The organism is Paenibacillus sp. FSL P4-0176, assembly GCF_037975265.1.
In the GTDB taxonomy this organism is placed as follows: Bacteria; Bacillota; Bacilli; order Paenibacillales; family Paenibacillaceae; genus Paenibacillus; species Paenibacillus amylolyticus.
In genome coordinates this window covers 5,394,926-5,418,817 of record NZ_CP150242.1, presented here as the reverse complement: position 1 = coordinate 5,418,817, position 23,892 = coordinate 5,394,926, and the positions used below count along the sequence as shown (strand labels likewise).

Annotated in this window: 21 protein-coding genes; 18 read left to right on the top strand and 3 right to left on the bottom strand. The window is 45.5% G+C overall.

What is annotated here, in order from left to right; genetic code table 11:
• Positions 1 to 161 precede the first annotated feature (161 nt).
• The 5 genes from MKY95_RS25100 (at position 162) to MKY95_RS25080 (ending at position 8,034) form a co-directional block, all read left to right on the top strand.
• Entirely contained in the window at positions 162 to 1,619 is a 1,458-nt protein-coding gene (locus tag MKY95_RS25100) for a glycoside hydrolase family 1 protein (protein ID WP_036617358.1), read from the top strand.
• 135 nt (positions 1,620 to 1,754) lie between these two features.
• Entirely contained in the window at positions 1,755 to 3,437 is a 1,683-nt protein-coding gene (locus MKY95_RS25095) for an S-layer homology domain-containing protein (protein ID WP_036617359.1), read from the top strand.
• Between the two features lie 42 nt (positions 3,438 to 3,479).
• On the top strand, positions 3,480 to 4,910 hold the full coding sequence (locus MKY95_RS25090; protein WP_200868526.1) for a glycoside hydrolase family 1 protein: 1,431 nt from the start codon (positions 3,480 to 3,482) through the stop codon (positions 4,908 to 4,910).
• Positions 4,911 to 5,143: 233 nt separating this feature from the next.
• Positions 5,144 to 5,995, top strand: a complete 852-nt coding sequence (locus MKY95_RS25085) for a PRD domain-containing protein (protein WP_036617363.1) — start codon at positions 5,144 to 5,146, stop codon at positions 5,993 to 5,995.
• Between the two features lie 128 nt (positions 5,996 to 6,123).
• Entirely contained in the window at positions 6,124 to 8,034 is a 1,911-nt protein-coding gene (locus tag MKY95_RS25080; RefSeq protein WP_036617365.1) for a beta-glucoside-specific PTS transporter subunit IIABC, read from the top strand.
• Between the two features lie 72 nt (positions 8,035 to 8,106).
• On the opposite strand, the gene MKY95_RS25075 is transcribed toward MKY95_RS25080, so the two are convergent.
• Positions 8,107 to 9,009: a LysR family transcriptional regulator gene (locus MKY95_RS25075; protein ID WP_036617367.1), complete on the bottom strand. Its 903-nt coding sequence runs from the start codon at positions 9,007 to 9,009 to the stop codon at positions 8,107 to 8,109.
• A 184-nt stretch (positions 9,010 to 9,193) separates the two neighbouring features.
• Here MKY95_RS25075 and MKY95_RS25070 point away from each other — a divergent pair, with 184 nt between their 5' ends.
• The gene (locus MKY95_RS25070; RefSeq protein WP_036617369.1) at positions 9,194 to 9,781 is read left to right on the top strand and encodes an ankyrin repeat domain-containing protein; all 588 of its coding nucleotides are present in this window, start codon (positions 9,194 to 9,196) and stop codon (positions 9,779 to 9,781) included.
• A gap of 85 nt (positions 9,782 to 9,866) precedes the next feature.
• On the top strand, positions 9,867 to 11,174 hold the full coding sequence (locus MKY95_RS25065) for a uracil/xanthine transporter (RefSeq protein WP_036617608.1): 1,308 nt from the start codon (positions 9,867 to 9,869) through the stop codon (positions 11,172 to 11,174).
• A 75-nt stretch (positions 11,175 to 11,249) separates the two neighbouring features.
• Here MKY95_RS25065 and MKY95_RS25060 read toward each other — a convergent pair whose 3' ends face one another.
• Entirely contained in the window at positions 11,250 to 11,627 is a 378-nt protein-coding gene (locus MKY95_RS25060; RefSeq protein ID WP_036617371.1) for a PilZ domain-containing protein, read from the bottom strand.
• Positions 11,628 to 11,815: 188 nt separating this feature from the next.
• Here MKY95_RS25060 and MKY95_RS25055 point away from each other — a divergent pair, with 188 nt between their 5' ends.
• From MKY95_RS25055 to MKY95_RS25025, 7 genes are all read left to right on the top strand, one after another.
• On the top strand, positions 11,816 to 12,283 hold the full coding sequence (locus MKY95_RS25055; RefSeq protein ID WP_036617374.1) for a DUF6386 family protein: 468 nt from the start codon (positions 11,816 to 11,818) through the stop codon (positions 12,281 to 12,283).
• A gap of 28 nt (positions 12,284 to 12,311) precedes the next feature.
• Positions 12,312 to 12,992, top strand: a complete 681-nt coding sequence (locus MKY95_RS25050) for a hypothetical protein (protein ID WP_036617377.1) — start codon at positions 12,312 to 12,314, stop codon at positions 12,990 to 12,992.
• A gap of 28 nt (positions 12,993 to 13,020) precedes the next feature.
• Positions 13,021 to 13,668, top strand: coding sequence for an SMI1/KNR4 family protein (locus MKY95_RS25045; RefSeq protein WP_036617379.1), 648 nt, complete (start codon positions 13,021 to 13,023; stop codon positions 13,666 to 13,668).
• A gap of 14 nt (positions 13,669 to 13,682) precedes the next feature.
• Positions 13,683 to 14,009 (top strand): hypothetical protein, encoded by a 327-nt coding sequence (locus MKY95_RS25040; RefSeq protein WP_051447478.1) that lies wholly within the window; start codon positions 13,683 to 13,685, stop codon positions 14,007 to 14,009.
• A 36-nt stretch (positions 14,010 to 14,045) separates the two neighbouring features.
• Positions 14,046 to 14,447 (top strand): hypothetical protein, encoded by a 402-nt coding sequence (locus MKY95_RS25035; protein WP_036617381.1) that lies wholly within the window; start codon positions 14,046 to 14,048, stop codon positions 14,445 to 14,447.
• A 180-nt stretch (positions 14,448 to 14,627) separates the two neighbouring features.
• Positions 14,628 to 15,176 (top strand): sigma-70 family RNA polymerase sigma factor, encoded by a 549-nt coding sequence (locus MKY95_RS25030; RefSeq protein ID WP_307720268.1) that lies wholly within the window; start codon positions 14,628 to 14,630, stop codon positions 15,174 to 15,176.
• On the top strand, positions 15,166 to 16,305 hold the full coding sequence (locus tag MKY95_RS25025) for a DUF4179 domain-containing protein (RefSeq protein ID WP_036617383.1): 1,140 nt from the start codon (positions 15,166 to 15,168) through the stop codon (positions 16,303 to 16,305). The genes MKY95_RS25030 and MKY95_RS25025 overlap by 11 nt, the downstream gene beginning before the upstream one ends.
• A gap of 119 nt (positions 16,306 to 16,424) precedes the next feature.
• On the opposite strand, the gene MKY95_RS25020 is transcribed toward MKY95_RS25025, so the two are convergent.
• Positions 16,425 to 18,410 carry a beta-galactosidase gene (locus tag MKY95_RS25020; RefSeq protein ID WP_081746084.1) on the bottom strand — a complete coding sequence of 662 codons (1,986 nt, stop codon included), beginning with the start codon at positions 18,408 to 18,410 and terminating at the stop codon, positions 16,425 to 16,427.
• Positions 18,411 to 18,524: 114 nt separating this feature from the next.
• Here MKY95_RS25020 and MKY95_RS25015 point away from each other — a divergent pair, with 114 nt between their 5' ends.
• From MKY95_RS25015 to MKY95_RS25000, 4 genes are all read left to right on the top strand, one after another.
• The gene (locus MKY95_RS25015; protein ID WP_036617384.1) at positions 18,525 to 19,367 is read left to right on the top strand and encodes an AraC family transcriptional regulator; all 843 of its coding nucleotides are present in this window, start codon (positions 18,525 to 18,527) and stop codon (positions 19,365 to 19,367) included.
• A gap of 305 nt (positions 19,368 to 19,672) precedes the next feature.
• Positions 19,673 to 20,701 carry a pectate lyase gene (locus MKY95_RS25010; RefSeq protein WP_235200863.1) on the top strand — a complete coding sequence of 343 codons (1,029 nt, stop codon included), beginning with the start codon at positions 19,673 to 19,675 and terminating at the stop codon, positions 20,699 to 20,701.
• A gap of 301 nt (positions 20,702 to 21,002) precedes the next feature.
• Positions 21,003 to 22,481, top strand: coding sequence for a methyl-accepting chemotaxis protein (locus MKY95_RS25005; protein ID WP_036617389.1), 1,479 nt, complete (start codon positions 21,003 to 21,005; stop codon positions 22,479 to 22,481).
• 186 nt (positions 22,482 to 22,667) lie between these two features.
• A complete protein-coding gene (locus tag MKY95_RS25000; protein WP_081746085.1) occupies positions 22,668 to 23,891 on the top strand; it encodes a GNAT family N-acetyltransferase in 1,224 nt (407 codons plus the stop codon).
• The last annotated feature ends 1 nt before the right edge of the window (position 23,892 follow it).

Genomic DNA, 23,892 nt, shown 5'->3' with positions numbered 1-23,892 from the left:
TTGTAACTGTGAAGACAGGCAAAACCTAAACTGATGGTGAAATGAAAGCTCCTTTTTTGGTGCTATTTTACCTTGAGTTTAGGTTTTTCTTGTTTTCTGCTCTAAATTACAGTTTTTTACCTGGAAAAACCAAAATAAATTTCGAAAAGAGGTTGTTGTTCATGACCACGGCAAAAAAAGGATTCCCCGAAAACTTCCTATGGGGCGGCGCTACAGCTGCCAATCAATTGGAGGGTGCATTCGATAAGGACGGCAAAGGCCTCTCCACAGCGGACATGATCGCTCATGTTCCCAAAGAGAAGCGTACAGGCGGACATGCTATGGAAATTTCCTCTTCCCGAATCGAAGAGATCCTCTCCGGCAAATTTGAAGAACGTTTCCCGAAACGTTTTGGTATCGATTTCTACCATCACTTTAGAGAAGATATTGCATTGTTCGCTGAAATGGGCTTCAAAGTATTCCGTTTGTCCATTCACTGGGCACGTATTTTCCCGAACGGTTATGATCAAGAGCCGAATGAAGCAGGCTTGAAATTCTATGATGAAGTATTCGACGAATTGTTGAAATATGGCATCGAGCCGCTCGTTACATTGTCTCACTATGAGACACCGCTTGGCTTGACGCAAAAATATAACGGTTGGGCTGGCCGTGAAGTAATCCAGCACTATGTTCGATATGCAGAAACGGTGTTCAACCGTTATAAAAATAAAGTGAAATACTGGCTGACGTTTAATGAAATTAACGTCATGCTGTTCAGCCCTTACACTGGCGGCGGCATTCTGATCGATAAAGTGGACAACAAACTGCAAACCACTTATCAAGCGCTGCATCACCAATTTGTAGCAAGTGCATTGGTAACGAAGCTTGCTCACGAGATTATGCCTGGATCCCAAGTGGGTTGTATGCTTGCTCGTATGGAAACTTATGCAGCAACATGTAATCCGGTAGATGTTCGTCTGGCTCAACACGAGAATCAAATCAACCTCTTCTTCACGGACATGCATGCTCGTGGTAAATACCCGAACTACATGGCTCGTTATTTTGAAGAAAACGACATCGTGATTCAAAAAGAAGCAGGCGATGACGAGATCTTGCTGAACAATACCGTTGATTTCATCTCCTTCAGCTACTATATGTCCGTAACCAAATCTGCATCTGCAGACAAGGAAGAAACATCGGGTAACCTGACTGGCGGCGTGAAAAACCCTTATCTGGAAGCATCCGACTGGGGCTGGGAGATCGATCCGATCGGTCTGCGTGTAACCTTGAACAACTTCTGGGATCGTTACCAGAAACCATTGTTCATCGTAGAAAATGGTCTGGGTGCATATGACCGTGTTGAAGAAGACGGTTCGATCCATGACTCCTATCGTGTGGATTACCTGAGAAAACACATTGAACAAATGAAAGAAGCCATCAAAGATGGCGTCGATCTGATTGGATTTACAGCATGGGGCCCGATTGACCTTGTGAGCATGTCCACTTCCGAAATGTCCAAACGTTATGGTTTCATCTACGTGGATCTGGATGACGAAGGTAACGGAACACTCAAACGTTCCAAAAAGGATTCATTCGACTGGTACAAAAACGTAATCTCCAGTAATGGTGAGCAACTGTAGTTCTCACGTTTTCTGAGCGGGCAAACCTGATATAACAGTTAGTGTTTAATGGAATTTAATGTTCCTGAGGGCCTGCTGATTAGCGTTTGTCCGCTTTTTTATGTGCTGCAAACATTACATATGGAGGGATATCTTTTGAAAAGATGGAGTATGAACACAAAAAGTATGGGATGGATGCTTGCCCTGACACTAAGTCTGAGTGTGATCTGGCCAGCAACCGTTGGTGCGGAAAGCACCCAGGTTACTCAAATCCAGGCCAATACCTATGTTGGTGATCCTGGAGAGATGGTAGAGTCCTTTGACATTACTGTAGCGAATCCGGAGAAATATCAGAATCTGAAAGCTTCAGACTTCGAAATTACTGGCAATTATGATGGCTATCCTTTAAATGAAGCGGAAGAGATCATACAAAATGAGTATGAAGATGACGGAATAAAATTGACAATTACGGATCATACCATCCATATGGCGGTAAAGCCTTTTAAATATCCAGGTGGATATAAGTCAGCATTTGCAGTCAAAAGCAAGGCGTATCCTGAACTTTCTTTTGACGATAAAAATGTAAATGTAGTCAAAACGCGTACGGTCGATGAGTTTGAAAAAGGACAATTTACAGGCAGTAACGGTGCGAACTTGTCCTATCAACTGAAACGAAGCACGTCCGAAGAACCGAAGCCGCTCATGGTATGGCTTCATGGCGGGGGTGAAGTAGGTACGGATGGTAGAAGTCATCTTACGGCTAATCGTGGAGCAGTAGTCTGGACGGAATCGGGGTATGATACTTCCGTGCTTGCCGTACAATATCCTGAGAATTACAGCTTCAAAATCTATGATAACCCGGAGCAACTGGCCCAGATGCAGGCGTACTTCGTGGCGCAGTATGAGTTGATTCAGAAGCTGGTTGCTGAAGGTGAAGTTGATCCGAATCGGATCTATCTGTCTGGTGTTTCCAGTGGCGGTGGTGGTGCCTTCCGTTTCTTGACACAATATCCCGATCTGTTTGCTGGAGCGATTATTGTAGCGGCCAAGGATACGGTAGCGGATTACACCGGATCTGTTGAAGCATTCAAAAAAGAACTGAAAGATATTGTGGATGTCCCAGTATGGATTATGCATGCCAAAAATGATCCAACCACTGACAGCCGGACAAGCTCTTTGGCTTATCAGGCTTTGACTGAGCTTGGAGCCAAGCATGTCAATATGACGCTGTATGACGATGCATACATGGATAGCCAAAGACTGTACGGTGGCATGAAGCATTGGTCATGGGTACCGGCTTTTGACAACAAGGAAGTACTTGCCGACCTGTTCCAACTAAGCAAAGGTACTTCAGGGGAACAGGATGGAGGTAACATAGAACATGGAACAAAACCAACTGAGCCTGTGACAAGAGCGCAGATCGCCCTCGTGCTTGCCGACAAGTTAAATCTTCCTGAAGTATCCGAATCTGCTTACCCTTACACAGATTCTGCTCCTGAATGGGCTCGTCAGGCCATTGCAACAGTGACCAAGGCAGGGTTGATGAAAGGTGTCAGCAATCAGATATTTGCCTCGGGAGAGGAAGTAACACGTGCACAGATGGCAGTGATCGTAGACCATATTTTGACGAGTAGCGGCTGGAATGCTGCAGACGAGTCAACTGTAGTATTGTTCAGGGATTTGAATGATAAGCATTGGGCTTATGAAGCCGTTCAAAATAGTGCCAAAGCCGGTATTATGTCCGGTATGTCCAAAGATCAATTTGATTCATCGAAGTCGGTTACAGGTGCTCAGCTGGAGCTGATTCTGCAACGATTGGAACAATTGCCAACAAACTAAGTTCAATAACCAACTTTATAATGATAAATAATGAGAGGAATGATTGATATGACTACACCATTTCCGAAAGACTTCCTATGGGGCGGCGCTGTAGCAGCCAACCAACTTGAAGGAGCTTATAATACAGATGGCAAAGGTCTGTCTGTTCAAGATGTAATGCCACACGGGATTACAACGCCTAGAACGGAAGCACCTACAGAAGATAACCTGAAACTGATCGGTATCGATTTCTACAACCGCTACAAAGAGGATGTTAAACTGTTTGCTGAAATGGGCTTCAAAGTGTTCCGTACATCTATCGCTTGGTCCCGTATTTTCCCTAAAGGTGATGAATTGGAGCCAAATGAGAAAGGTCTGCAATTCTATGATGACCTGTTCGATGAGTGCCACAAATACGGGATTGAACCACTCGTAACGATCTCTCACTATGAGACACCGCTGCATTTGTCCAAAACATATGATGGCTGGGTTAACCGTAAAATGATCGATTTCTACGAGCGTTATGTAACAGTGCTGTTCAACCGTTTCAAAGGCAAAGTTAAATACTGGCTGACATTCAATGAAATCAACTCCATCCTGGAGGAACCATTCATGAGTGGCGGCATCTATACGCCAAAAGCTGAACTGTCCAAACAGGATCTGTACCAAGCGATCCATCATGAATTGGTAGCCAGTGCGTTAGCTGTGAAACTGGGTCATGAAATTATGCCTGAAGCCAAAATCGGCTGTATGGTACTGAGCATGCCTACCTATCCGTTGACTCCAAACCCGGATGATGTGGTTGCAGCGATGCATGCGGAACAGCGCAATGATATCTTTGCTGATATCCATGCACGTGGTTATTATCCGAAATACATTAATCGTTATTTCAAAGCGAATAATATCAATATTAAGTTTGAAGATGGCGATGCTGAAATTCTGAAGCATACCGTAGACTTTATCTCGTTCAGTTATTATGTAAGTATCTGTGAGACTGGTGATCCCGAGAAACGTATCGAAGGCAAAGGAAACCTGTTCGCAGGTGTGCAAAACCCTTATCTGAAAGCGAGTGAGTGGGGCTGGCAGATCGATCCGCAAGGACTGCGCGTAACCTTGAACAAATACTGGGACCGTTATCAAAAACCATTGTTTATTGTCGAAAATGGTCTGGGCGCAGTCGATGAGCTGATTACGGACGAAAATGGCAATAAAACGGTGAACGATGATTACCGTATTCAATACTTGAATGACCATCTGGTACAGGTTGGCGAAGCTCTTGAGGATGGCGTAGAAGTGATGGGTTATACGTCATGGGGCTGTATTGACCTGGTAAGTGCTTCAACAGCAGAGATGAAGAAACGTTATGGTTTCATCTATGTAGACCGCAACAATGACGGTTCAGGAACATTGGATCGTTACAAGAAAAAATCATTCCATTGGTACAAGGAAGTTATTAGTACAAATGGCGCAAGTCTTAAGAACAACAACGAGTAAATACTAGTTCTATAAGCATAGTTGTGCAAGCACCTTCTGATGTCACATTAACGCACATTAACCGCTTTCACAAAAACATTGTCATATGGATAATTATATGGTAAGATGGGCCTAAGGCTAATGAATACTGGATTGTTACTGTTCAATCAGGCAAAACCAGAAGCGGGGCATATTTCGTGACCTGCTTTGGTTTTGCCTTTTACTACTTTGACGGTGCAAGGTGATGTGAAGAAATGAAAATTGAGAAGGTGCTGAACAACAACGTAGTTACCGTAATTGATCCGGGAGGAAACGAACTGGTCGTTATGGGACGTGGAATTGCCTTCAAAAAGCATACTGGTGAATCGATTGACGAGAGTCTCGTCGAAAAAATATTCTCGCTTGAAAGTAAGGAAGTATCACAGAAACTTAAAACACTTCTGTCTGATATCCCGGTTGAATATGTCGAGTGCTCGGATGAGATTATCCGTTATGCCGAGACGGTGTTAGGTGAGAAGCTGCATGAAAGCATCTACATTTCACTGACGGATCATATTCATTTTGCCATTGATCGACATCGTCAAGGATTGCAGATCCGTAACGCATTGTTCTGGGAGATCAAGCGCATGTACCGGAAGGAATATGCCATTGGACTCAAGGCGCTACAGATTATTGAGGAAACATTAGGTGTCCTGCTACCCGAAGACGAATGCGCATTCATTGCAATGCATCTGGTTAATGCCCAGATGAACGGTGAGATGAGGGAAACGATCAGTATTACGAACATCGTTAAGGACATACTTAACATCGTAAGACGTAGCTTTGTGATTGAACTTGATGAAGATTCATTGAGTTATTATCGGTTTTTAACTCATCTGAAGTTCTTTGCCCAACGTGTGTTGCAAGGAACGGCGATTGAAGATAAAGAAGTAGATAATCCGCTTCATGACTTGGTGAGCAAGCAGTATCCGGAAGCACATGCATGTGCAGTAAGGATCAGTGACTATACGCGTAAGATCTATAATCGGGTATTGTCCAAGGAAGAAATACTGTATCTTACCATTCATATTGAACGGATTGTCAGAAATGAACAAACAATTGAATAAAGTTGGGATTGTTACTGCTAAAAAGGCAAAACCTAAACGTTGAATAATGATAAGCTTTTCTGCTTTGTCATTATTCAGTGTTTAGGTTTTTTTTTAACCTTCATTACACATAAAAGGAGCAAAACACAATGGATAAACAACAATTGTCCAAGGACATTTTGAAGCTTGTTGGTGGGGAAGAGAATATCGATCAAGTCACACACTGTATGACAAGACTCAGATTTAACCTGAATGACAACCAAAAAGCGGACAAAGCGACGCTAAAAAATACACCAGGCGTTATGGGCGTTATGGAGAACGGTGGACAGTTCCAGGTTATCATCGGTAACGATGTGCCTATCGTGTATAACGCACTCGTTGGCAACATGTCCAAATCACCAAACGCAGATAATGCAACCTCAAGCGCTTCAACTGGAGAAAAGAAAAAGAGAAATCCGATAAGTGCGTTGTTCGACTTCATCTCAGGTATGTTTACACCAATCCTGCCTGCGATTACAGGTGCTGGTATGATCAAAGGGATCGTGGCTATCCTTGTCGCACTTGGATGGTTGTCCAATACTAGTTCAACCTATATCATTTTGTCGGCAATTGGTGACGGTGCCTTCTACTTCCTGCCAATCATTCTGGCGATCAGTGCTGCACGTAAGCTGGGTAGTAATATGTATATTGCCGCGGCGCTTGCTGCGGGCATTATGCACCCGACCATTACAGCATTGCTGGCCGATGGTCATAACTCATCCTTTATGGGGATTACAGTCATAGCGGCAACGTATTCTTCTACAGTTATTCCAATTGTTCTGGCCGTTTGGATTGCTTCATATGTAGAGAAAGCCGTTGATCGTGTTATACATGCTTCACTTAAGTTACTCATTGTTCCAACAGTTACCTTGTTAATTATGGTTCCACTGACGTTGATGACAGTAGGTCCATTGGGTACGGTTCTTGGTAATGGTTTGTCCGGTGGTATTTCATGGTTGTTCGATAACATGTCCATCTTCGCAAGTATCCTGATTGGTGGTACGATGTCACTGCTGATCATTACAGGTATGCACTATGCGTTGCTGCCAATCGTTGTTGGTTCAATGACAACACTGGGTTACGACTTTATTATTCCACTGATGTTTGCAGCTAACTTGGCACAAGGTGGTGCAGCATTTGGTGTAGGTCTCAGATCGAGAAATAGCAAAACCAAATCCCTGGCCTATTCCACAGGTCTTACGGCTATTATGGGGATCACGGAACCAGCGATGTATGGTATCAACATGAAGTTCAAAAAACCATTTATCGCAGCTCTCAGCGGGGGTGCTATTGCTGGTGCATTCATGGGAATCTTCAATGTTAAATCGTATGTTATTACAGGACTTGCAGGTCTGCCGAGTATTGCGGCATTTGTCAGTCCAGCAATTAGCACATTGATTTATGCTTTGGTTGGTGGTTTGATTGCCATCGTAGCGGCAGCAATCATTACGTATATCTTGGGCTTCCAAGAAGAAAATGCATCGGAGCCAGTAGCTGCACCAGCAGCTGAGCCGGCAACACCAGCAGCAACAACTTCTGTTGCTGTAACTGAAGAAGCAAAAGCACAAGATGAGCAAGTATTCAGCCCGATCACAGGTGAAGTTAAACCGCTGAGCGAAGTGCCAGACCCTGCGTTCTCTGAAGAGATTATGGGTAAAGGATTCGCGATTCAACCATCTGAAGGTCGCGTCGTATCTCCGATCAACGGAACCGTGTTCTCGTTATCGAAGAGTGGACATGCCATTGGTCTGGTAAGTGATACAGGCGCAGAGATGTTGATTCATATCGGGATTGATACCGTGAAGCTGAAAGGTCAATTCTTCTCTCCTAAAGTTCAAGCAGGTGCGAAGGTTGCTGTAGGTGATGTACTGATGGAGTTTGACCGGGAACAGATCGAAAAAGCCGGTTACACAACGATTACACCAGTCATTATTACAAATATGCATCAGTATGAGTCGATTGAGTCTGCTGGTCGCACTACGATCAAAGAAAAAGACTTGTTGTTCACAGCTAAAGCTTAACCATAAAAATGAAACAGCAGCTTCACTGGAATGTAATCCGGTAAAGCTGCTGTTTTTTTTGCTTATAGCCTTTTACACGGGAAGCATACCCTGCACCAGTTGCACAAAGTGTTGTGCAGGCTTGGACAGATAACGGTTCTGCAGCCAGACCAGCGCCGAACCGACCGTGGAATGCTGATCCTGGATGCGATATACGTGGAATGGGTGCTCGTGATATAGGTGTAGTACCGTGTGAGGCACGATGGAACTGGCGAAGCCGAGTCGGACCAGCTCGAGTAACATATTAATGTCTGAGCACTCACCCATGATGGAGGGGGTAACCTGATGCTCCCGAAACTTGTCCAAAATTAGCTCGAACATACCGAGTCCTTCTGTGCTTGGAAGCAGTAGAGGGATACCTGTAAGCTGCTCAAAATAAGTCCCCATCTCCGCTCCTGGTCCCATCTCTGTCGGCCTTTCTAGTGGTATCGAAGAAATATAGAAGAGCGGCTCCTGTGGCAGATGCAGCACCTCATAACGTTCAGTCTGGACAGGCATGCGTACACAGGCAAGTTCAACTTTGCCATCTTCCAGCAATCGGCATAATTGCGCAGATTCATTTTGTTGAATTTTATAGGTAACCTGTGGGTGGGTGGTGCGAAACTGTTGCAGTGCTTGCGGGATCAGGCGATCCGATATGGTATTGATGCCGATGGCGAGTTTGCCCCGTATGCCGTGACGGAAACTTTGCATCTCCATTACAGCTTCCTCCATATATTTGGTCAAGGTAACCGCATAATCATAGAAGCTGCGACCCGCCTGCGTTAGTTCCATCATACGTCCTTTGCGTTCAAATAGAATCACGCCAAGCTCTTCTTCCATTAACTTAAGCTGCTGGCTTAGGGGTGGCTGAGCCATGTGAAGTCTTCGAGCTGCTGCTGTAATCTGTTTCTCCTCAGCAATGGCAATGAAATAGCGACATTGTTTGATATCCAAGTGGTTGTTCTCCTTCGCCTGCAATGTATATGTAATTCGTATGGAAAGGCAACAAAACATGTATTTTTAATATACTACGATCTTATGTTACCATACATTAGATTTGCATACCTGACTAACAGGGTTTGGTTTCTATATGAATATTACTGCATGAGAAAGACCTTGAATTGGAGGATAAAACAACGTGGTTAGAACAATACATGATGCTGCTCAAGCGGGCCATACCGATGAGGTCATTCGATTTATCACACAACAGGGTAACCGGTTGAACGAACGGGATACATTGGGGCGGACACCTCTGCTGGCAGCGGTGCACGGTAACAAGATAGACACGGCAAGGATGTTAGTGGACGCCGGAGCCGACATTAATCTTCGGGATGCACGATTGGACAACCTGCTGTTATACGCGAGTGCTGAGGGTATGTATGACATGGTCGAATTGGCGATTACAGCAGGTGCAGATACGAGGTTAACAAATCGTTTTGGCGGCACAGCTCTTATCCCAGCAGCGGATCGGGGCCATGTGGACATTGTGGAGCTTCTGCTGACACGCAGTGATGTGGATGTGAACCATATCAACAACCTGGGGTGGACAGCCTTGCTGGAAGCGGTCATTTTGGGAGATGGTGGGCCGCGTCACCAGCAGATTGTTGCCTTGCTTTTACAATATGGTGCAGATCCAAAGATTGCGGATCGGGACGGGATTACACCGCTTGCACATGCGAGCCGGCATCGGTATGCCGAGATGGAACGACTATTAACCCAAGTCTGAAAAGGCTATACATTTATGATACAGAACAGTGAAAGGATATTCCAAACGAATGAACAGACATCAAGAGCATTTTTTACAAAAGAATATGAAGGACGTATCTTCACTGATTTTGGCAGGTATACAGTGGTTTTTCTTCCTGTTTACCAATACCGTTGTTGTTCCGCTATCCATTGGACATAATTTTCATCTGTCTCCGGATGCCATCGCTACCTCCATGCAGCACGCATTTATCCTTACCGGAGCAGTGTGTATTCTTCAAGCCGTATTTGGTCATCGATATGCGATTATGGATGGTCCGTCAGGGTTATGGTGGGGATTGACGCTAAGTTTGACGGTATCTGCTTCATCGGCCGGTATGAGTCTGGAGCGTATTGGCGGTGGACTGGCTGCAGGTTTTCTGTTAGCGGGATTAACGATGGTGATTCTGGGCTGGCTGGGAGCGGCGCAAGTGCTGCAAAAGCTGTTTACACCCATGGTGAAGAGTGCCATGTTGTTTCTAATGACGATTCAATTAACCATGAATTTTTTCAAAGGTATGATTGGATATACGGAGTTTGGCCGCTTCAATCTGCCTGTTGCCGCATTGTCCGTTGTCATTGCATTTTTGGTGGCATGGATTCAATTAAAGGGTAGGGGGAAACTGGGGAACTACGCGATCCTGATTGGGATTGTGGCAGGCTGGATCGCTTATAGTCTATTGTTTCCTGGACAACATAGCGGACAGCCGAATCAGGCCCCGGCTGGTCTCGAACTGTTTCCGTGGGGAGCGCCCAGATGGGAACCGGGTATTGTCATTACTGCATTTTTCGTGGGACTGGTGAACATGACGAATTCGATCACCACATTAAGCACAGTTGAGAAACTATACCGGACAGAAACAACAAGTCGTCAGTATAGGCATTCCTATGCGCTAACGGGTCTGTTCACGATGTTGTCAGCCTGTGTAGGTGTGCTGCCCTTTGGTTTATTTGCATCATCGATCGGGTTCCTGGAGAGTACTCGCATTCTGCGTCGTGCTGCCTTGATTATTGGAGCGGGGATGTTATGTGTGATAGGTCTTACACCTTCAGTGACAGCATTTTTTGCACAAATACCACCAAGCGTCGGCAGTGCGGTTTTGTTCGTGGCTTATCTTCAGATGTTCGGCACGGCACTTAGAACGCTTGAAGGTACGACGTTTAATTCTAAAACGATCTATCGTGTAGCGTTGCCGGTCCTCACGGGAGTTGCGGTCATGAATATTCCTGCGGAGGCCTTTCAAACTTTGCCCATGTACCTCATTCCGATCATAAGTAATGGTCTCGTCATAGGGGTATTGGTTTCACTGGTTCTTGAAAAAACCGTGAACTGGTCCAAAATGGAACAACCAGCGACAGTTAGTAAAGCGGCATAAAGAGTTTCATCTTGCGACAGTCCAATTTGATTGGGCTGTTTTTTTGTTTTTGTTACAGGTTTTAAGGCTATTTAACTATTTCACGATAATTTTGCCTTGTCCTGCAAGCATTCGCATCTCTCTAGAGAGACGGTCCTGGTTCCCATCCTGCATTTCGAGTTGAACACCATAGTGCCATGAGGTATTTTTTTCTTGACCCCAGCGGAGAGTGCCTTCCATATATAGAGGGTCTTCAAAAAGCAGCATATTCATTCCAATCCGAATATCGTTATTCTCTACAGGAAGGGATAGCGGAAATGACAGCTGACAGCCGGATCGACTGATGTCACAGAGTTCAGCCTGAATGGGCTTGGCTGGCGCGTTAACCCCGTTGATGCTGAGAATATAGATCTCAAAGTGGATCGGTTCCTTCAATGTGTATCGAAAGGGTTCTTTTCTATTGTTAATTGACATGGCTTGGCTTCCTCCATCAGGTTCAAAAAAAGTCAGTTATGCTTATATCGACCATTTGGAGCGAGAAATGAAGAGTTGCGCAAGCAGAGATGGTCCATGGGTTCCTTTTACACGTGTATCAGGCTTGATATAATGATGGAATATATTTCTGAGGTCAGACTTGGATCAGACAGAAGGGACGGGTGAATATGAGAGGAACATTTCAAATGGTTACAGATACGGCAACATTGTGCCTGTATGATCTGGCAGCGTTAAAACATCGGCTTGAGGATACTTCGGACTGGTGGTCCATTCCAGTGGATGAGCTGGCTGAGGTGAATGCAGGTCATTGTCTGTTCTTGAATCTGGGTGCGGATGGAGTGTATGAGGTGGAATGGAGCCTGGAGGATGTGGAGGAGGATTCAGATCCAGATCACGCAGCGGAACGGGAAAAGGTGTATCATCTGCAAGTTCCGTCTGGGCACGTCTATCTGGGAGCGGCGGATGATGTCACTGGCGGTGAATTGGAGCCGGATGAGACGTGTGAAGGGGTTCTGTTTCAGTTAAAGCCGGGAAATTATGCGTGTATCGTCTCCAGAGAAGCCAGTCGGATCACCATTGTCATGACACCAAGTATTCAGGGAAATAACACGCTGGATGAATTAATCCGGATATAGTGTACATATACGAACAGGAGGGATTCATATGCAGGAATGGAACGAGATAACAATGATGAATGCAGATGCCCTGCGTAAACAAATGAGAATGCTCGCTGCGTTGGATATCATCTTTTCGGAGGAAAAATGGTTACGCGTACATCATTATGAAGCTGAACTTCAGCCAGGTGTGGCATGGGGAAGCATCAATAACGGCGCAGGTGATCATCTGCATGTCTTGTTTACGAACTCAGGCACGTTGATCAAAGGATTTGATCATGAGTCACCTTTAAGCCCGCATGCTCGTGAGGATGGTGAGATCTACCCGGGCATGTACGATGAAGTACCGGAGACGTTGATGGCTGTACTGCGAGATCAGGAGGAAACATTGGATCTGGAGGATGTGACCTTTTGCCTATGGCAGGAAGGGGACGACTTGCCATGGGAGGTTGGTAATTGGATTCAGATGGCGATGGCCGAGGAAGACAAAGCGGACGCCAGAGGTGGCGCAGAATTTTTACTGGGATATTTGGAGAAGAACCCGGTAGATTACGTTGATTGGGCCAAAGGGTACTATGACTTGCCGGATCTGCCGTTGGAAGCCGTAGCTGATGTATATGAAGGAAAACCGGTGACCGCCAGACTGATTAAGCAGTTGTGTCCTGAGCGAGATGTGGCAGCCTCACTGGATGAGTTACAGCAACGCGGGTACGCCGTGGAACAAACGTAATGGAGTAGCAAAGGAGGGAAGTTAGGCCATGTACAGTGTACAACTGGAACGTATGCGTGAAAAGTTGATCACTCTCCGAAGTCTGGACCCGGATCTGGAGCTGTTTGGTGCAGAAAACCATGAATATGAAATGGCGTCTGTGTGGACCCAGAAGGATATTACGCAATTTGAACAGAAATGGCGAATTGAGTTGCCGGAGGACTATAAGGTATGGCTTCTTCATATGGGAACGGGTGGTACAGGACCTTATTATGGTCTGGAAAACCCGGATGATGGCGTATACGCTGTGCTGGGTTATAATGATGAGCTGAATGCGATCTCGGACCCTTTCCAATTCACGGAAGCATGGAACTGGAACTATGACTGGTTCGATGATAGCAAGGAAGAAGAGGAATGGGAAGCGCTGGAACATGAATATTTTGATCCAAAATGGTCGGCAGGCATGCTGCGCATCAGTGATTTTGGCTGTGGCATCTCCATGAATCTGATTGTTAAGGGAGCCTCCTACGGAGAGATCTGGGTTGATGACCGGGCTAACCGCAATGGAATCTATGCTGATCAGTATTGGGGCAATACGAATCGATTACATTTTCTGGACTGGTACGAGTTGTGGTTGAATCGTTCGATCCATCAAATGCATGAACAAAAGCAACAATCTGGAGCGAACGAAGTCTGAAGGAGGTTGTACATATGGGCTGGGAATATGGGATTAGAACAACGGAGCCTGCGATTTTACCTGAAGCCGTGAAGTGTTTGGCAAGTTCATTAAAATTTACCGAAGTGTATAGTTTGGAACACCAAGCCAACGGCTTTGTATTGAAACGTGAAGATCCTTCCTGGCCTAGAGCCCTTGAAGTGTGGATAGAAAAGGCTTCCGGGTTAGAAGAGATTGTGGATGGGGATTCGTATATCTACTGTTTGTTTCATATCTGGGGTGAAGAGGCGCGGAGCTGGATGCATCAGATGGAGCAAGAAACCAGACAGGTTGATGGTGGTTTAATCTGGTTTGAACTCTGAGCGGTAAGAGATTTGCCTGAAACAGGAGGAGCATATATGGCTAAAAAATCAAAGAGAACAATTCCTGCGCTCATGTATCAGTATCAAGATCCACAGCGGAATGTGGGTTTTGTTTTATCCCCTTTATATATAGAAGAATCGGTTGAAGTAGAGATGGAAGACATGCTGTTCATATATAATGAAGACTTTGACTATATTCGTCCCGCATTGGATCGCACATTTCCCTTAACTGACCCGCGAACTGGAGAAGAGATGAAGGCACTTGATCCCTGCTGGGAGAATCCGATTACGAAGGAAGTGTGGGTGGGGATTTTATCAGAGCTGGATCAACAGGTGGTTGCAGAGCCAGAATTACGGATTTTTTTGAATCGGTTCACCACTTGGGTGAGAAATCATCTGCAATTGGCCGACGGGATCGAAGTCACCGGCAATTTGTAAGTTAGTTGATCTTGGATTGTTCATGCGTGTACGTAATTCAGTATATCGGCGGCCGAATTTTTACGTAATCAAGCTCCCTCATGATGATGGCGGAGCTTTTTATGATGAACAAATATTAAAAACCGTTTGCTTCACTCACCCGTCTTATACCACAGAAAGAGAGAGAAGGAGGGATGCGGGGTGGAAACAAAAGCAGAGATGAACCAGAGGATCTATGTACAGACCGAAGACGAGACGGCATTTGTGCAATCTATTATGGAACATCAAGATACGCTCATTTCCATTGCCTACAGTTATCTGCGTAACCAGCAAGATGCGCTGGAAGCGGTACAGGAGATGACGTGCCGAGCTTGGATCAAACGTCGTACGCTGAACAATGAGAAGGCGTTCAAGTCTTGGATCATTCGGATTCTGATCTATGTCTGCATCGATGAACAGAGGCGCCGCAAGCGGGCAACACCTCTGGCGAAGGAGGATATGGAGGACAGTATTCCGGCATCATGGATGATTAGCGTTGACGATAATCGAATCGCTATGGAATCTCTTTTGCAAAAGGTGAAACCGAAATATCGCCATGTATTATTGCTGAAATATTATAACGACATGACACTGACGGATATTGCCTCCATCCTCGGCAAACCGGAAGGGACGATCAAGACCTGGCAGCACAAGGGGCTCCAGCAGTTGCGCAAGTTGATGAGGAATAGGAGGGATTGGCATGACCACTAACCCGGAGGAGAAAGCACTTCTTGCAGATGCATATCAGGTGAAAAGAGAGAAACAGCAATGGAATCCGGCGGATACGACTGTTGCAATTCAACGTGGTCTCGCGATGGCCAGAACAAAAAGATCAGGTAGGACCTTTCGTGTCAAATGGATCACGGCAGTGCTGGTCACGGTTCTGGCTGCGGGTTGGTTTCTCTTAGGTCCGCTTGGGAGTTATGGTCAAGAGCAGGCAACATATACTGAGCCTGTGACCCATTGGGGAGTACTTGAACCCTTTCGTGAGTTGGCAACCGATGTGGAAAAAACCACGATAACATCAGCAATTAATAATGGGTATGTGCAACTTGTAGATCAGACGGTTACATCGGGCATATATGCGTTTACTGTGAATGCAGTTATGGCAGATGAGAATAGAATAACGGTATTGTATACTGCCAAAACGGATGCTTCGCAGGAGATGTATTCGACTGTCAATATGAAGATGACGGATGCATTGACAGGCGATTTGCTTGACAACGGAAGCTCAGGCGGTGTGTATTTTTCGAAGGATAAGCATATAGTGTATGGTCGAAGTACAATTGATCGAAATCGAAATAAACCATTGCCTGATCAAGTGAATCTACAATTCCAGCTGTCTTCAGTTGTACCAGATGTGGTGGATTATACAGGCAACGGGGAGAAGGAACGAAAATATCAATTCTCCAAAAAAATGAATGTTTCTTTCCCTCTGGATCCCAAGTTTTCTATCCCCAAAACGGAAGTCATTAACGTTAATCGGACTTTTACTCTTGGAGGGTATGAGGTCTTTTTGTCGGAGGTGGAGGTGTCTCCGTTGGTAACTCGGGTCAAATTTGTCCGTGCACCTGATCAAGAAATTGATTACAAAACGAAGTTGTCGCTCAACGAGATTGTTCGGCCTATCGAGATCATTTCGACCTCCCGTAATGGGAAGCAGACCAAGTTATCCATGGTAGGTGGAAGCGGATCGGAAGATGGAATGATGTATTCTTTCAGTAGCAATCTGTTGGACCATCCAGAGTCCATGGTATTAAAACTTAGTGGTAAACCAGATAAGGTCTATGATGATTTGCAGGAAGCCAAGAATGATGAACTGGAAATCAAAATCAAATAAGATGAACTAACTGGCAATACTCTTATTCAGATTAGGTGTTAGTGAAAGCAAAGAAGGGATGTCCCTCAAGGTCGTAAGCCTTGTGAGACATCCCTTTTTAAATATGAAAACGGCTGATCTTATACAGTTAAAATATCTACTCCCAGAGCTGGAAGGGTCAACTTCTGATCCAACCTCTCGCTGGTCAACAAGCTGCGATAAGGAACGTCCAGCGTAATCTCTCGTTGCTCATTCGTCAAATTGATCAGAAACAGGAAGTTTTGCTCCCCCTTCGTTCGAATCGACAGCTCGACACCTTCCGGCAACTGGATTTTGGCCGCCAAATCCTTTTCCTTCAATATGCCTTCAAACAACTGATAGAAATACGATGGCTCCGGCCAAGTGCCGACATAATACACTTCACCTTCACCAAACTTATTGACAGTAACTGCCGGTACACCCTCGTAAAAGTCGTTGTCATACCAGGCGATCGGCTCTGCCCCTCGCAGTTCCAGTAGATCACACCATTGCTTCGCAGCGAATGTCTTGCCCTCCGCGTTCCGTATCCGATGCTCACTGTTGCCGATGGCATCATATTCACTTACGACAACACCCGCCGCTTCACCCAGTAGCCCCGGCAGAGGCAACATCTCACATACATTCCTCATGTTCTTCACGCCAGTCCGATTGGTAAGGACAACCGTACCACCCTTGGCTGCGAATCGCTCCAGCCGCTGTGCTACTTCTTCACTTAACAGGAAGAGGGAAGGGACAATGACCAGCTTGTACCCATCGAGCTCCTCAGTCCAGTTGATAACGTCTGTACCGACGCCCATTTTCAGAAATGCATTATGCATAGAGGACAAGTTGTCTAAGTAGTGCATTCCCCCTTCCGCCTGCGGCTGAAGGGAAAGCGCTGTGTGCTGATCATGCGAATGCAGAATAGCAACCTGGGTAACAATGGTTGAGTCGGCCAAGAGTTCTCCTAACTGGTTCACCTCGCGAGTAAGTTCCGCGAACTCCCTGAACCTGCGTCCAGGAACATTGCTGTGGTCGATCAGCCCATGCCAGAACTGTTCCGCTCCGACGGTAGCACTCCGCCAGCGAAAATGGACAACCATATCCGCACCGCGAGCGATTGTCTGCCAGGAGCGAGCTCGGATCAGTCCAGGATAGGGCGTGCGCTGAATCGGCATCCAGGCGCCCTGTGCCCCGCTGAGTTGTTCCATTACCCAGAAATTCCGGCGTTTGATGCCGCGAACCAAGTCCAGCGTAAGCGCTCCGTTCCTCGGAAACCGATCGCCATAATCGCGATACAGCTCATTCGGATAATAATCAACAGAGACGAAGTCCAATTCGTTGTGCATATCATAATAGTCCAGGCTATTCGGATATTGCCACATGTTATGCGTCACAAATTGGCCTGGACAGTTACGGCGTAAAATCTCAAGCTGCCATCCCAGCAGATAGCCTACGCTGTCAGAACAAAATCGCTTGTACTCCAGAAGATAGGAAGGATTCATCGGTTTGCTGGCACCGAGTGGCGTTGTTACCTCAGCCCAGCTGCTGTACTCACCACTCCAGACGACCGTACCCCACTCCCGGTTCAACTCCTCCAGATTGGAATAACGCTTTTGCAGCCAAGCGACAAACGAACGATTACATGTATCACAATGGCATTCCTGGTAGTGCATCTCGTTATCGATTTGCCAGCCAATAACGGCGGGATGCTTAGCGTAGCGCTGTGATATCGCTTCCACAAATTTGGAGCCCAGCATTCTCAAGGAAGGGCTGTTGTTGCAACGATGTCCACGCACACCTGGCCGAATGATGTGGCGTTGTTCATCCATGGGTAGCACATCCGGATAACGGGTTGTCATCCAGTTTGGCGGGGTATTGGTGGGAGTGCATAACACAATTTCCATACCACTCGAAGCGAATACTTCTATGGCCGCATCCAGCCATTCAAACTGATAATTACCCTCAGTCGGTTCCATTCGGCTCCAGGCGAACTCCGCCATTCGCACAACTGCAACCCCTGTCTGTTGCATAAGTATGGCATCTTTCTCCCATAACTCCGGGGTCCATTGCTCTGGATAATAATCAATTCCGATCTTAATTGTCATCCTGTGATCTCCTTTATTTATCAATATATTGCGATTATATGTTATATTAATTCGAGTGAATATCTTAAATAATTAATATGATATAACAATATTAAGATTAGGAGAGTTAGCCGTATGCCTCATCCCAATCGTAATTTTCCGGTGTTATCTTCCCGAGACAAGCTGCTCCCTTTTTATTTACTTGGCATCGGCCTGCATCATGAACAGGAGCATATACGCCGAGACCAAGGCATTGAGGATTATCAGTGGATACAATGCCGCAGCGGTGTGGGTAAGCTCAAGCTCAGTGAAACGGAACATATCGTCAAGCCAGGTATGGGCATGCTGTTATTCCCTGGACAGAAGCACGAATACTATGCGCTATCCGACAGTTGGGAAGTCGACTGGATCATTTTCGATGGCAACGGGTCAGCAAGCTTGTTTGAAACCGTTGGCATTGTCGACACATGCGTATACACGCTTGCACAACCTGAATACCTTCTATCCCGAATGCGGGAGTTGCTGCAAGCTGCCTTAACACCACAAGAGCAGACATTAAGCAATTACGCCTGCTCCGCCATTCTCTATACCTTATTGACAGAGATTATTCAACGCGTATCTGTTGAGGGCAGCGATACGGTCGGGCAGCAGTATGAGCGATTAAAACCGGTTCTGGACTATATTGAACAGCATTATGCTGAAGAGATCACTTTGCCAACGCTGGCTGGATTGATCTGTGTCACACCAGAATATTTCTGTCATTTGTTTAAGAAAACGACAGGTATTCGTCCCATCAGCTATGTTAATCAGGTAAGAGTCAACAAAAGCAAGGAACTGCTGCTCGATAATGTGCAACGCGGGATGGAGGATATCGCTCGTCAAGTCGGTTTCGAATCGACCAGCTATTATGGAGCCATCTTCAAGAAGCTGGAACGAATCACACCTGGCGCCTTCCGCCGCAGCTATCAGAAGTCGTGACATATTATTATCCGCAAGCGAATGGTTTTTCGTCAGAGGCTTTAGGAACTGATCCAAGGGTGGATCAGTTCCAAGTTGGATCACATAGTACTCGTTAATAGAGCCGCTAATTAGCGGCTCTATTTTGTGTAAAAAAATGGCCTGGTTTTACGTTTTTTCACTATATCTGATCTGCTGTTGCATAAAAGTGATAATTGTTGTCTTTTTGCAATTTTTGTATTGTCACAGCCAAAGTTACACGATATAATCGAGTTGTCTTTGAGGATAATATTATAAAGGATGGTGAAATTTTGAAGAAATTTTCGATGCTTTTACTCGCTGTAACTCTATTGTTGTTAACTGTCTCCACAGCCCCGTCTACATATGGTGCGGCCAGTTATCCAAACACAGGTACGAACGGGTTGACTGGTTTTGCAGGCAGTGCCAAGAATGAAAATGGTGTATCCAAGTCGGCTACGACAGGTGGCAAGAACGGTCAGGTGGTTTACGTTAGTAATCTCAATGATTTGAGAACACATATGGCGGGCTCTACAGCTAAGATTGTCGTCGTTGAACAGAATATTTCTTCCTCCACGCTGCAAAAGGTTGAATTCGGAGCGAACAAGACACTTGTAGGTTCCTTTGGCAAACATACATTAACGAATATTCATTTCAGATCCACAAGCAGTTCAAGCAATGTGATCTTTCAGAATCTGACTTTTGAACACGCTTCCAATATTAATGCCAATGATGATATCCAGATGTATATCACTTCAGGCTCCAATTACTGGATTGATCATGTGACGTTTGCTGGTCACAGCTACAGCTCTGGTGGTAGTGATTTGGACAAACTTCTGTATATTGGTGATCGCGCCGATTATATTACGATTAGCAATTCCAAATTTGCTAACCATAAGTATGGCGTTATCCTCGGTCATCCGAATGATGGTAACAGCAGTTACAATGGGGTACCTCATGTGACAATGTCCAACAATTACTTCGAAAACTTATATGTACGTGGTCCTGGACTTTTAAGATATGGTTACTTCCATCTCAAAAACAACTATGCAAATAACTTTAACCAGGCCATCACAATTGGTGAAAAAGCACGGATTTATTCCGAAAACAACTACTTTGGTGCTGGCGCTGAAAAGGGTGGCATCCTGGATGACAAGGGAAAAGGTGAGTTTACGGATACGGGAAGTACACCAGCGCTTAATAGTCCGACTTCTCCTAAAACGAACTGGAGACCAAGCTCCAATTACAGTTATCAGGTAGAAAGTGCCAGCTACGCGCGTGAGTTCGTCACCAAGTATGCAGGCTCCTCTAATACGACACTTGTATTCGGAAAGTAATAGTTGCTGCACATCCTTTCACGACCCAAAGGCCTGTCTTGTGCGCCATAACGCATGAGACAGACCTTTTTTATTTGTAAAATGATATGCTTACATATCATTTTATATTTCATATTCATTTTAAATGTTGAATACCGATATACATAAAGTAGCGCTGGTTTCATACTTATGAAGTTAATATGTACTATGCTAAGGCGCTGCGTATTTGCGATTTGCACATAAGCAGGACCAAAGACTACTAGATGTAGTACAGAAAGGCCCTACAACTCACATTTAACCTACTTAAAAGGACGGGGTATACATGGATCGTATGGACGAAATTATTTGGAAAAGGAACAAATTAATCGGTATCATTTTGTGGATTATTATTGCCATTGGTATGGGGCTGGCCTTTACGATGCCGAAGTTACTTGTGTCCAATGGAGTAGCTCTAGTCTTTGTAGTTTGGATTACATACGCTAATGCGAAAAAGAAACATATTCATCTCATTCCATGGCTGATTACTGTATTACTTACAATATGTGGAGTCTATGTCGGTTGGGGAACGGTCAATTTTGCCTTAAGTTTGGTTATAACCGCAGTTCTACTGTTATTTCCTAACAAGAAATTTTTTGTGGTTGGATTTTCGGTATTACTAGTCAACAGTGTTCTTCAGTTATTTGTTATGAATACCGTTGACTCTGTTGAGCTAATAGGTAATATCGTTAATGTGGGACTATTCGCTCTCACGGGGGCCATTCTGATGCTGGTCTCACAGCTGAATCAAAGGCTCTTCCATGAAAGTGAAGTGCGCCAGAATGAGGTGGAGCACTCTAAACAAAGAGTGGAAACCATGCTGGAGCGTGTGAAGGAATCGGTCGAAGGTTTATCACGTTATACAGATCAATTGAAGGAAAAAGTGAATGCGACTGGCTCCATCACCAATGAGGTGACGCTTGGGTTCAGTGAGGTTGCAAAAGGTGTTGAGTTCCAGGCGACCAGTGTAGCCGAGATCTCGGAATCCTTATCTGTGTCGGATCAGCATATCAAGGACGTTGCGTCCTATTCCCAGCAGATGAAAGAGTTGTCCGCAAGTATGGCAACGAGCACGCAAACTGGAAGCACACAGATGGACCAGCTAAACATCCAGATGCAAGATCTATATGAAACGATCAATACAACTGCAAATGACATGCGAAAGTTCAACGAGGAAAGTGAATCCATGACGCTTATGCTGAACAGCATAGCGGATATTGCGAGTCAGACCAACCTTCTCGCGCTTAATGCAGCCATTGAAGCCGCTCGTGCGGGTGAGCATGGACGCGGGTTTGCTGTTGTATCAGAGGAAGTTCGCAAGTTGGCAGAGAACTCGGGTCAGTCCGCAAGTGATATCGGAACCATCCTGTCTCGATTAAAAGGACAGACGCAGGCACTGACAGATCGATTCGAACGTATTCGTCTATCGTTACAACAAGGAAGAGATAGCGTCCATACAGCAGAGGAAGTATTCCGTACGATCAACAGCAACTCTCAGCATGTGTTGAATCAAGCGACAGATATCGAGACTAGTTCGGCTACAATGAAGGAATCTTCCACCAGAGTTGTGAATGAAGTTTCCGAGATTTCGAGTGTAACGGAGCAATCCAGTTCAGCGACAGAAGAGATTCTGGCGAGCATGGAAGAACAACGTAACCTGACACAGAAGATGGTAGAGAGCTTTGGAGAATTGGAGCAACTGATTGTAGACCTGAATGAGTTAGTCTCGGATCATCAGGTTTCTTCCGTTGAGAACAAAAATTAATAATTAATAGTTGAGAGCCTGTCGGTGCGTATTTAGCGTACTGGACGGGCTTTTTTTTCATCTTCCAAACAGCTTGATGCCGACATTTTTTTCCTATACAGTGTGTTGTATAGAGTATGAAGAGAGTAGAACTAACAATGTAAATGGTAGTTAAAAGAAGATGTTACCTCATGGGGGAGTAAAAGGTTGAAGAATAAAGGAATGAAAGACAGCTCGGCCTACGATGACCGTACATATGAAGTTAGGAATGATAATCGAACTGCACGCGTGCAGCTGTATGATCAGCAATCGTTCGAAGGCATGGACTGGCCCGATACGGAGGATGGAAGATATGCCAGAGCCTATCTGGAACCTATGATGCTGGACGGGACCCGAAGCTTTATGTCCAACGTGGAAACGACATTGTTGCTCGCCCGGATTGATGATCTCGTTATTCCGTTGACGGTGAATGATACAGAGTATGATAATGCTTACGTTTGTTCGCCATATACGCATTATGTGAGTTACGCCAAGCAAGAATTGACCATGTTGCAGAAGCCTGTGTTGGAAAAAGGTCTTTCTGTGCTGCTCAGTCTAATAGGTTGGGGAATGAAGCAATCGCAAATCAACAAAGTTGTGCATGTGAACAACTGGTTGTTGTCCACCAATCTGTATCCAGCCATGTCCGGTGAACAAGCAGAATGTTTGCTTACAGCGGTACAAGAGCGATACCCTGAACATGTCATTGTGTTTCGCTCTTTGTGCCCTGGACTTCATCCCGATCTGACGGTGAGGCTAACGGAAGTGGGGTGTCGACTAATTCCGAGCCGACAAATCTACCTGTACCATGCGCATGATCCGAATTTTGGCAACTCGAAGTCACGTTGGCTGTTGAAGCGGGATTACGAATTATTGGGCAAGCATGGATACGAATTCGTTTCCGAATTAGATATGACGGATGCAGATATTCCGCGAATTGTGGAATTGTACAAGCTGTTATACCTTGAAAAGTACTCCTATCACAATCCGCAATTCACTGAGCGGTTCATTGCTGCTGCGTTGGCATCAGGAACACTCAGACTCTATGGACTGCGGAAGGAAGGGTGCCTGGACGCGGTGATGGGTTATTTCTGCCGAAATGGAATCATGACAACGCCGTTGTTTGGTTACGACACAGCGGTGCCCCAATCCGTCGGACTATACCGCATGTTATCAGCTTGTCTGATCGGACAGGCTCGCGAAAACGGGCATCTGTTACATGAGAGCGCCGGGGCTGCGCAGTTCAAACGCAATCGCGGTGCTGTGGCGGATTTTGAATATTCCGCTGTGTATGAGCGCCATCTTCCGTGGAGCAGACGCTGGTGCTGGCTGCTGCTTGATCGGTTGTTGAATCGCGTAGGCGTGCCGCTGATGCGCCGCATGAAGTTGTAAA

What these genes read in the sequence shown, in the direction of transcription:
- MKY95_RS25010 (WP_235200863.1), top strand. Translation starts at nt 19,673, where the DNA reads ATGCTTTTACTCGCTGTAACTCTATTGTTGTTAACTGTCTCCACAGCC.
- MKY95_RS25080 (WP_036617365.1), top strand. Translation starts at nt 6,124, where the DNA reads ATGGATAAACAACAATTGTCCAAGGACATTTTGAAGCTTGTTGGTGGG.
- MKY95_RS25055 (WP_036617374.1), top strand. Translation starts at nt 11,816, where the DNA reads ATGAGAGGAACATTTCAAATGGTTACAGATACGGCAACATTGTGCCTG.
- MKY95_RS25085 (WP_036617363.1), top strand. Translation starts at nt 5,144, where the DNA reads ATGAAAATTGAGAAGGTGCTGAACAACAACGTAGTTACCGTAATTGAT.
- MKY95_RS25100 (WP_036617358.1), top strand. Translation starts at nt 162, where the DNA reads ATGACCACGGCAAAAAAAGGATTCCCCGAAAACTTCCTATGGGGCGGC.
- MKY95_RS25005 (WP_036617389.1), top strand. Translation starts at nt 21,003, where the DNA reads ATGGATCGTATGGACGAAATTATTTGGAAAAGGAACAAATTAATCGGT.
- MKY95_RS25045 (WP_036617379.1), top strand. Translation starts at nt 13,021, where the DNA reads ATGTACAGTGTACAACTGGAACGTATGCGTGAAAAGTTGATCACTCTC.
- MKY95_RS25015 (WP_036617384.1), top strand. Translation starts at nt 18,525, where the DNA reads ATGCCTCATCCCAATCGTAATTTTCCGGTGTTATCTTCCCGAGACAAG.
- MKY95_RS25040 (WP_051447478.1), top strand. Translation starts at nt 13,683, where the DNA reads ATGGGCTGGGAATATGGGATTAGAACAACGGAGCCTGCGATTTTACCT.
- MKY95_RS25035 (WP_036617381.1), top strand. Translation starts at nt 14,046, where the DNA reads ATGGCTAAAAAATCAAAGAGAACAATTCCTGCGCTCATGTATCAGTAT.
- MKY95_RS25060 (WP_036617371.1), bottom strand. Translation starts at nt 11,627, where the DNA reads ATGTCAATTAACAATAGAAAAGAACCCTTTCGATACACATTGAAGGAA.
- MKY95_RS25020 (WP_081746084.1), bottom strand. Translation starts at nt 18,410, where the DNA reads ATGACAATTAAGATCGGAATTGATTATTATCCAGAGCAATGGACCCCG.
- MKY95_RS25065 (WP_036617608.1), top strand. Translation starts at nt 9,867, where the DNA reads ATGAAGGACGTATCTTCACTGATTTTGGCAGGTATACAGTGGTTTTTC.
- MKY95_RS25050 (WP_036617377.1), top strand. Translation starts at nt 12,312, where the DNA reads ATGCAGGAATGGAACGAGATAACAATGATGAATGCAGATGCCCTGCGT.
- MKY95_RS25025 (WP_036617383.1), top strand. Translation starts at nt 15,166, where the DNA reads ATGACCACTAACCCGGAGGAGAAAGCACTTCTTGCAGATGCATATCAG.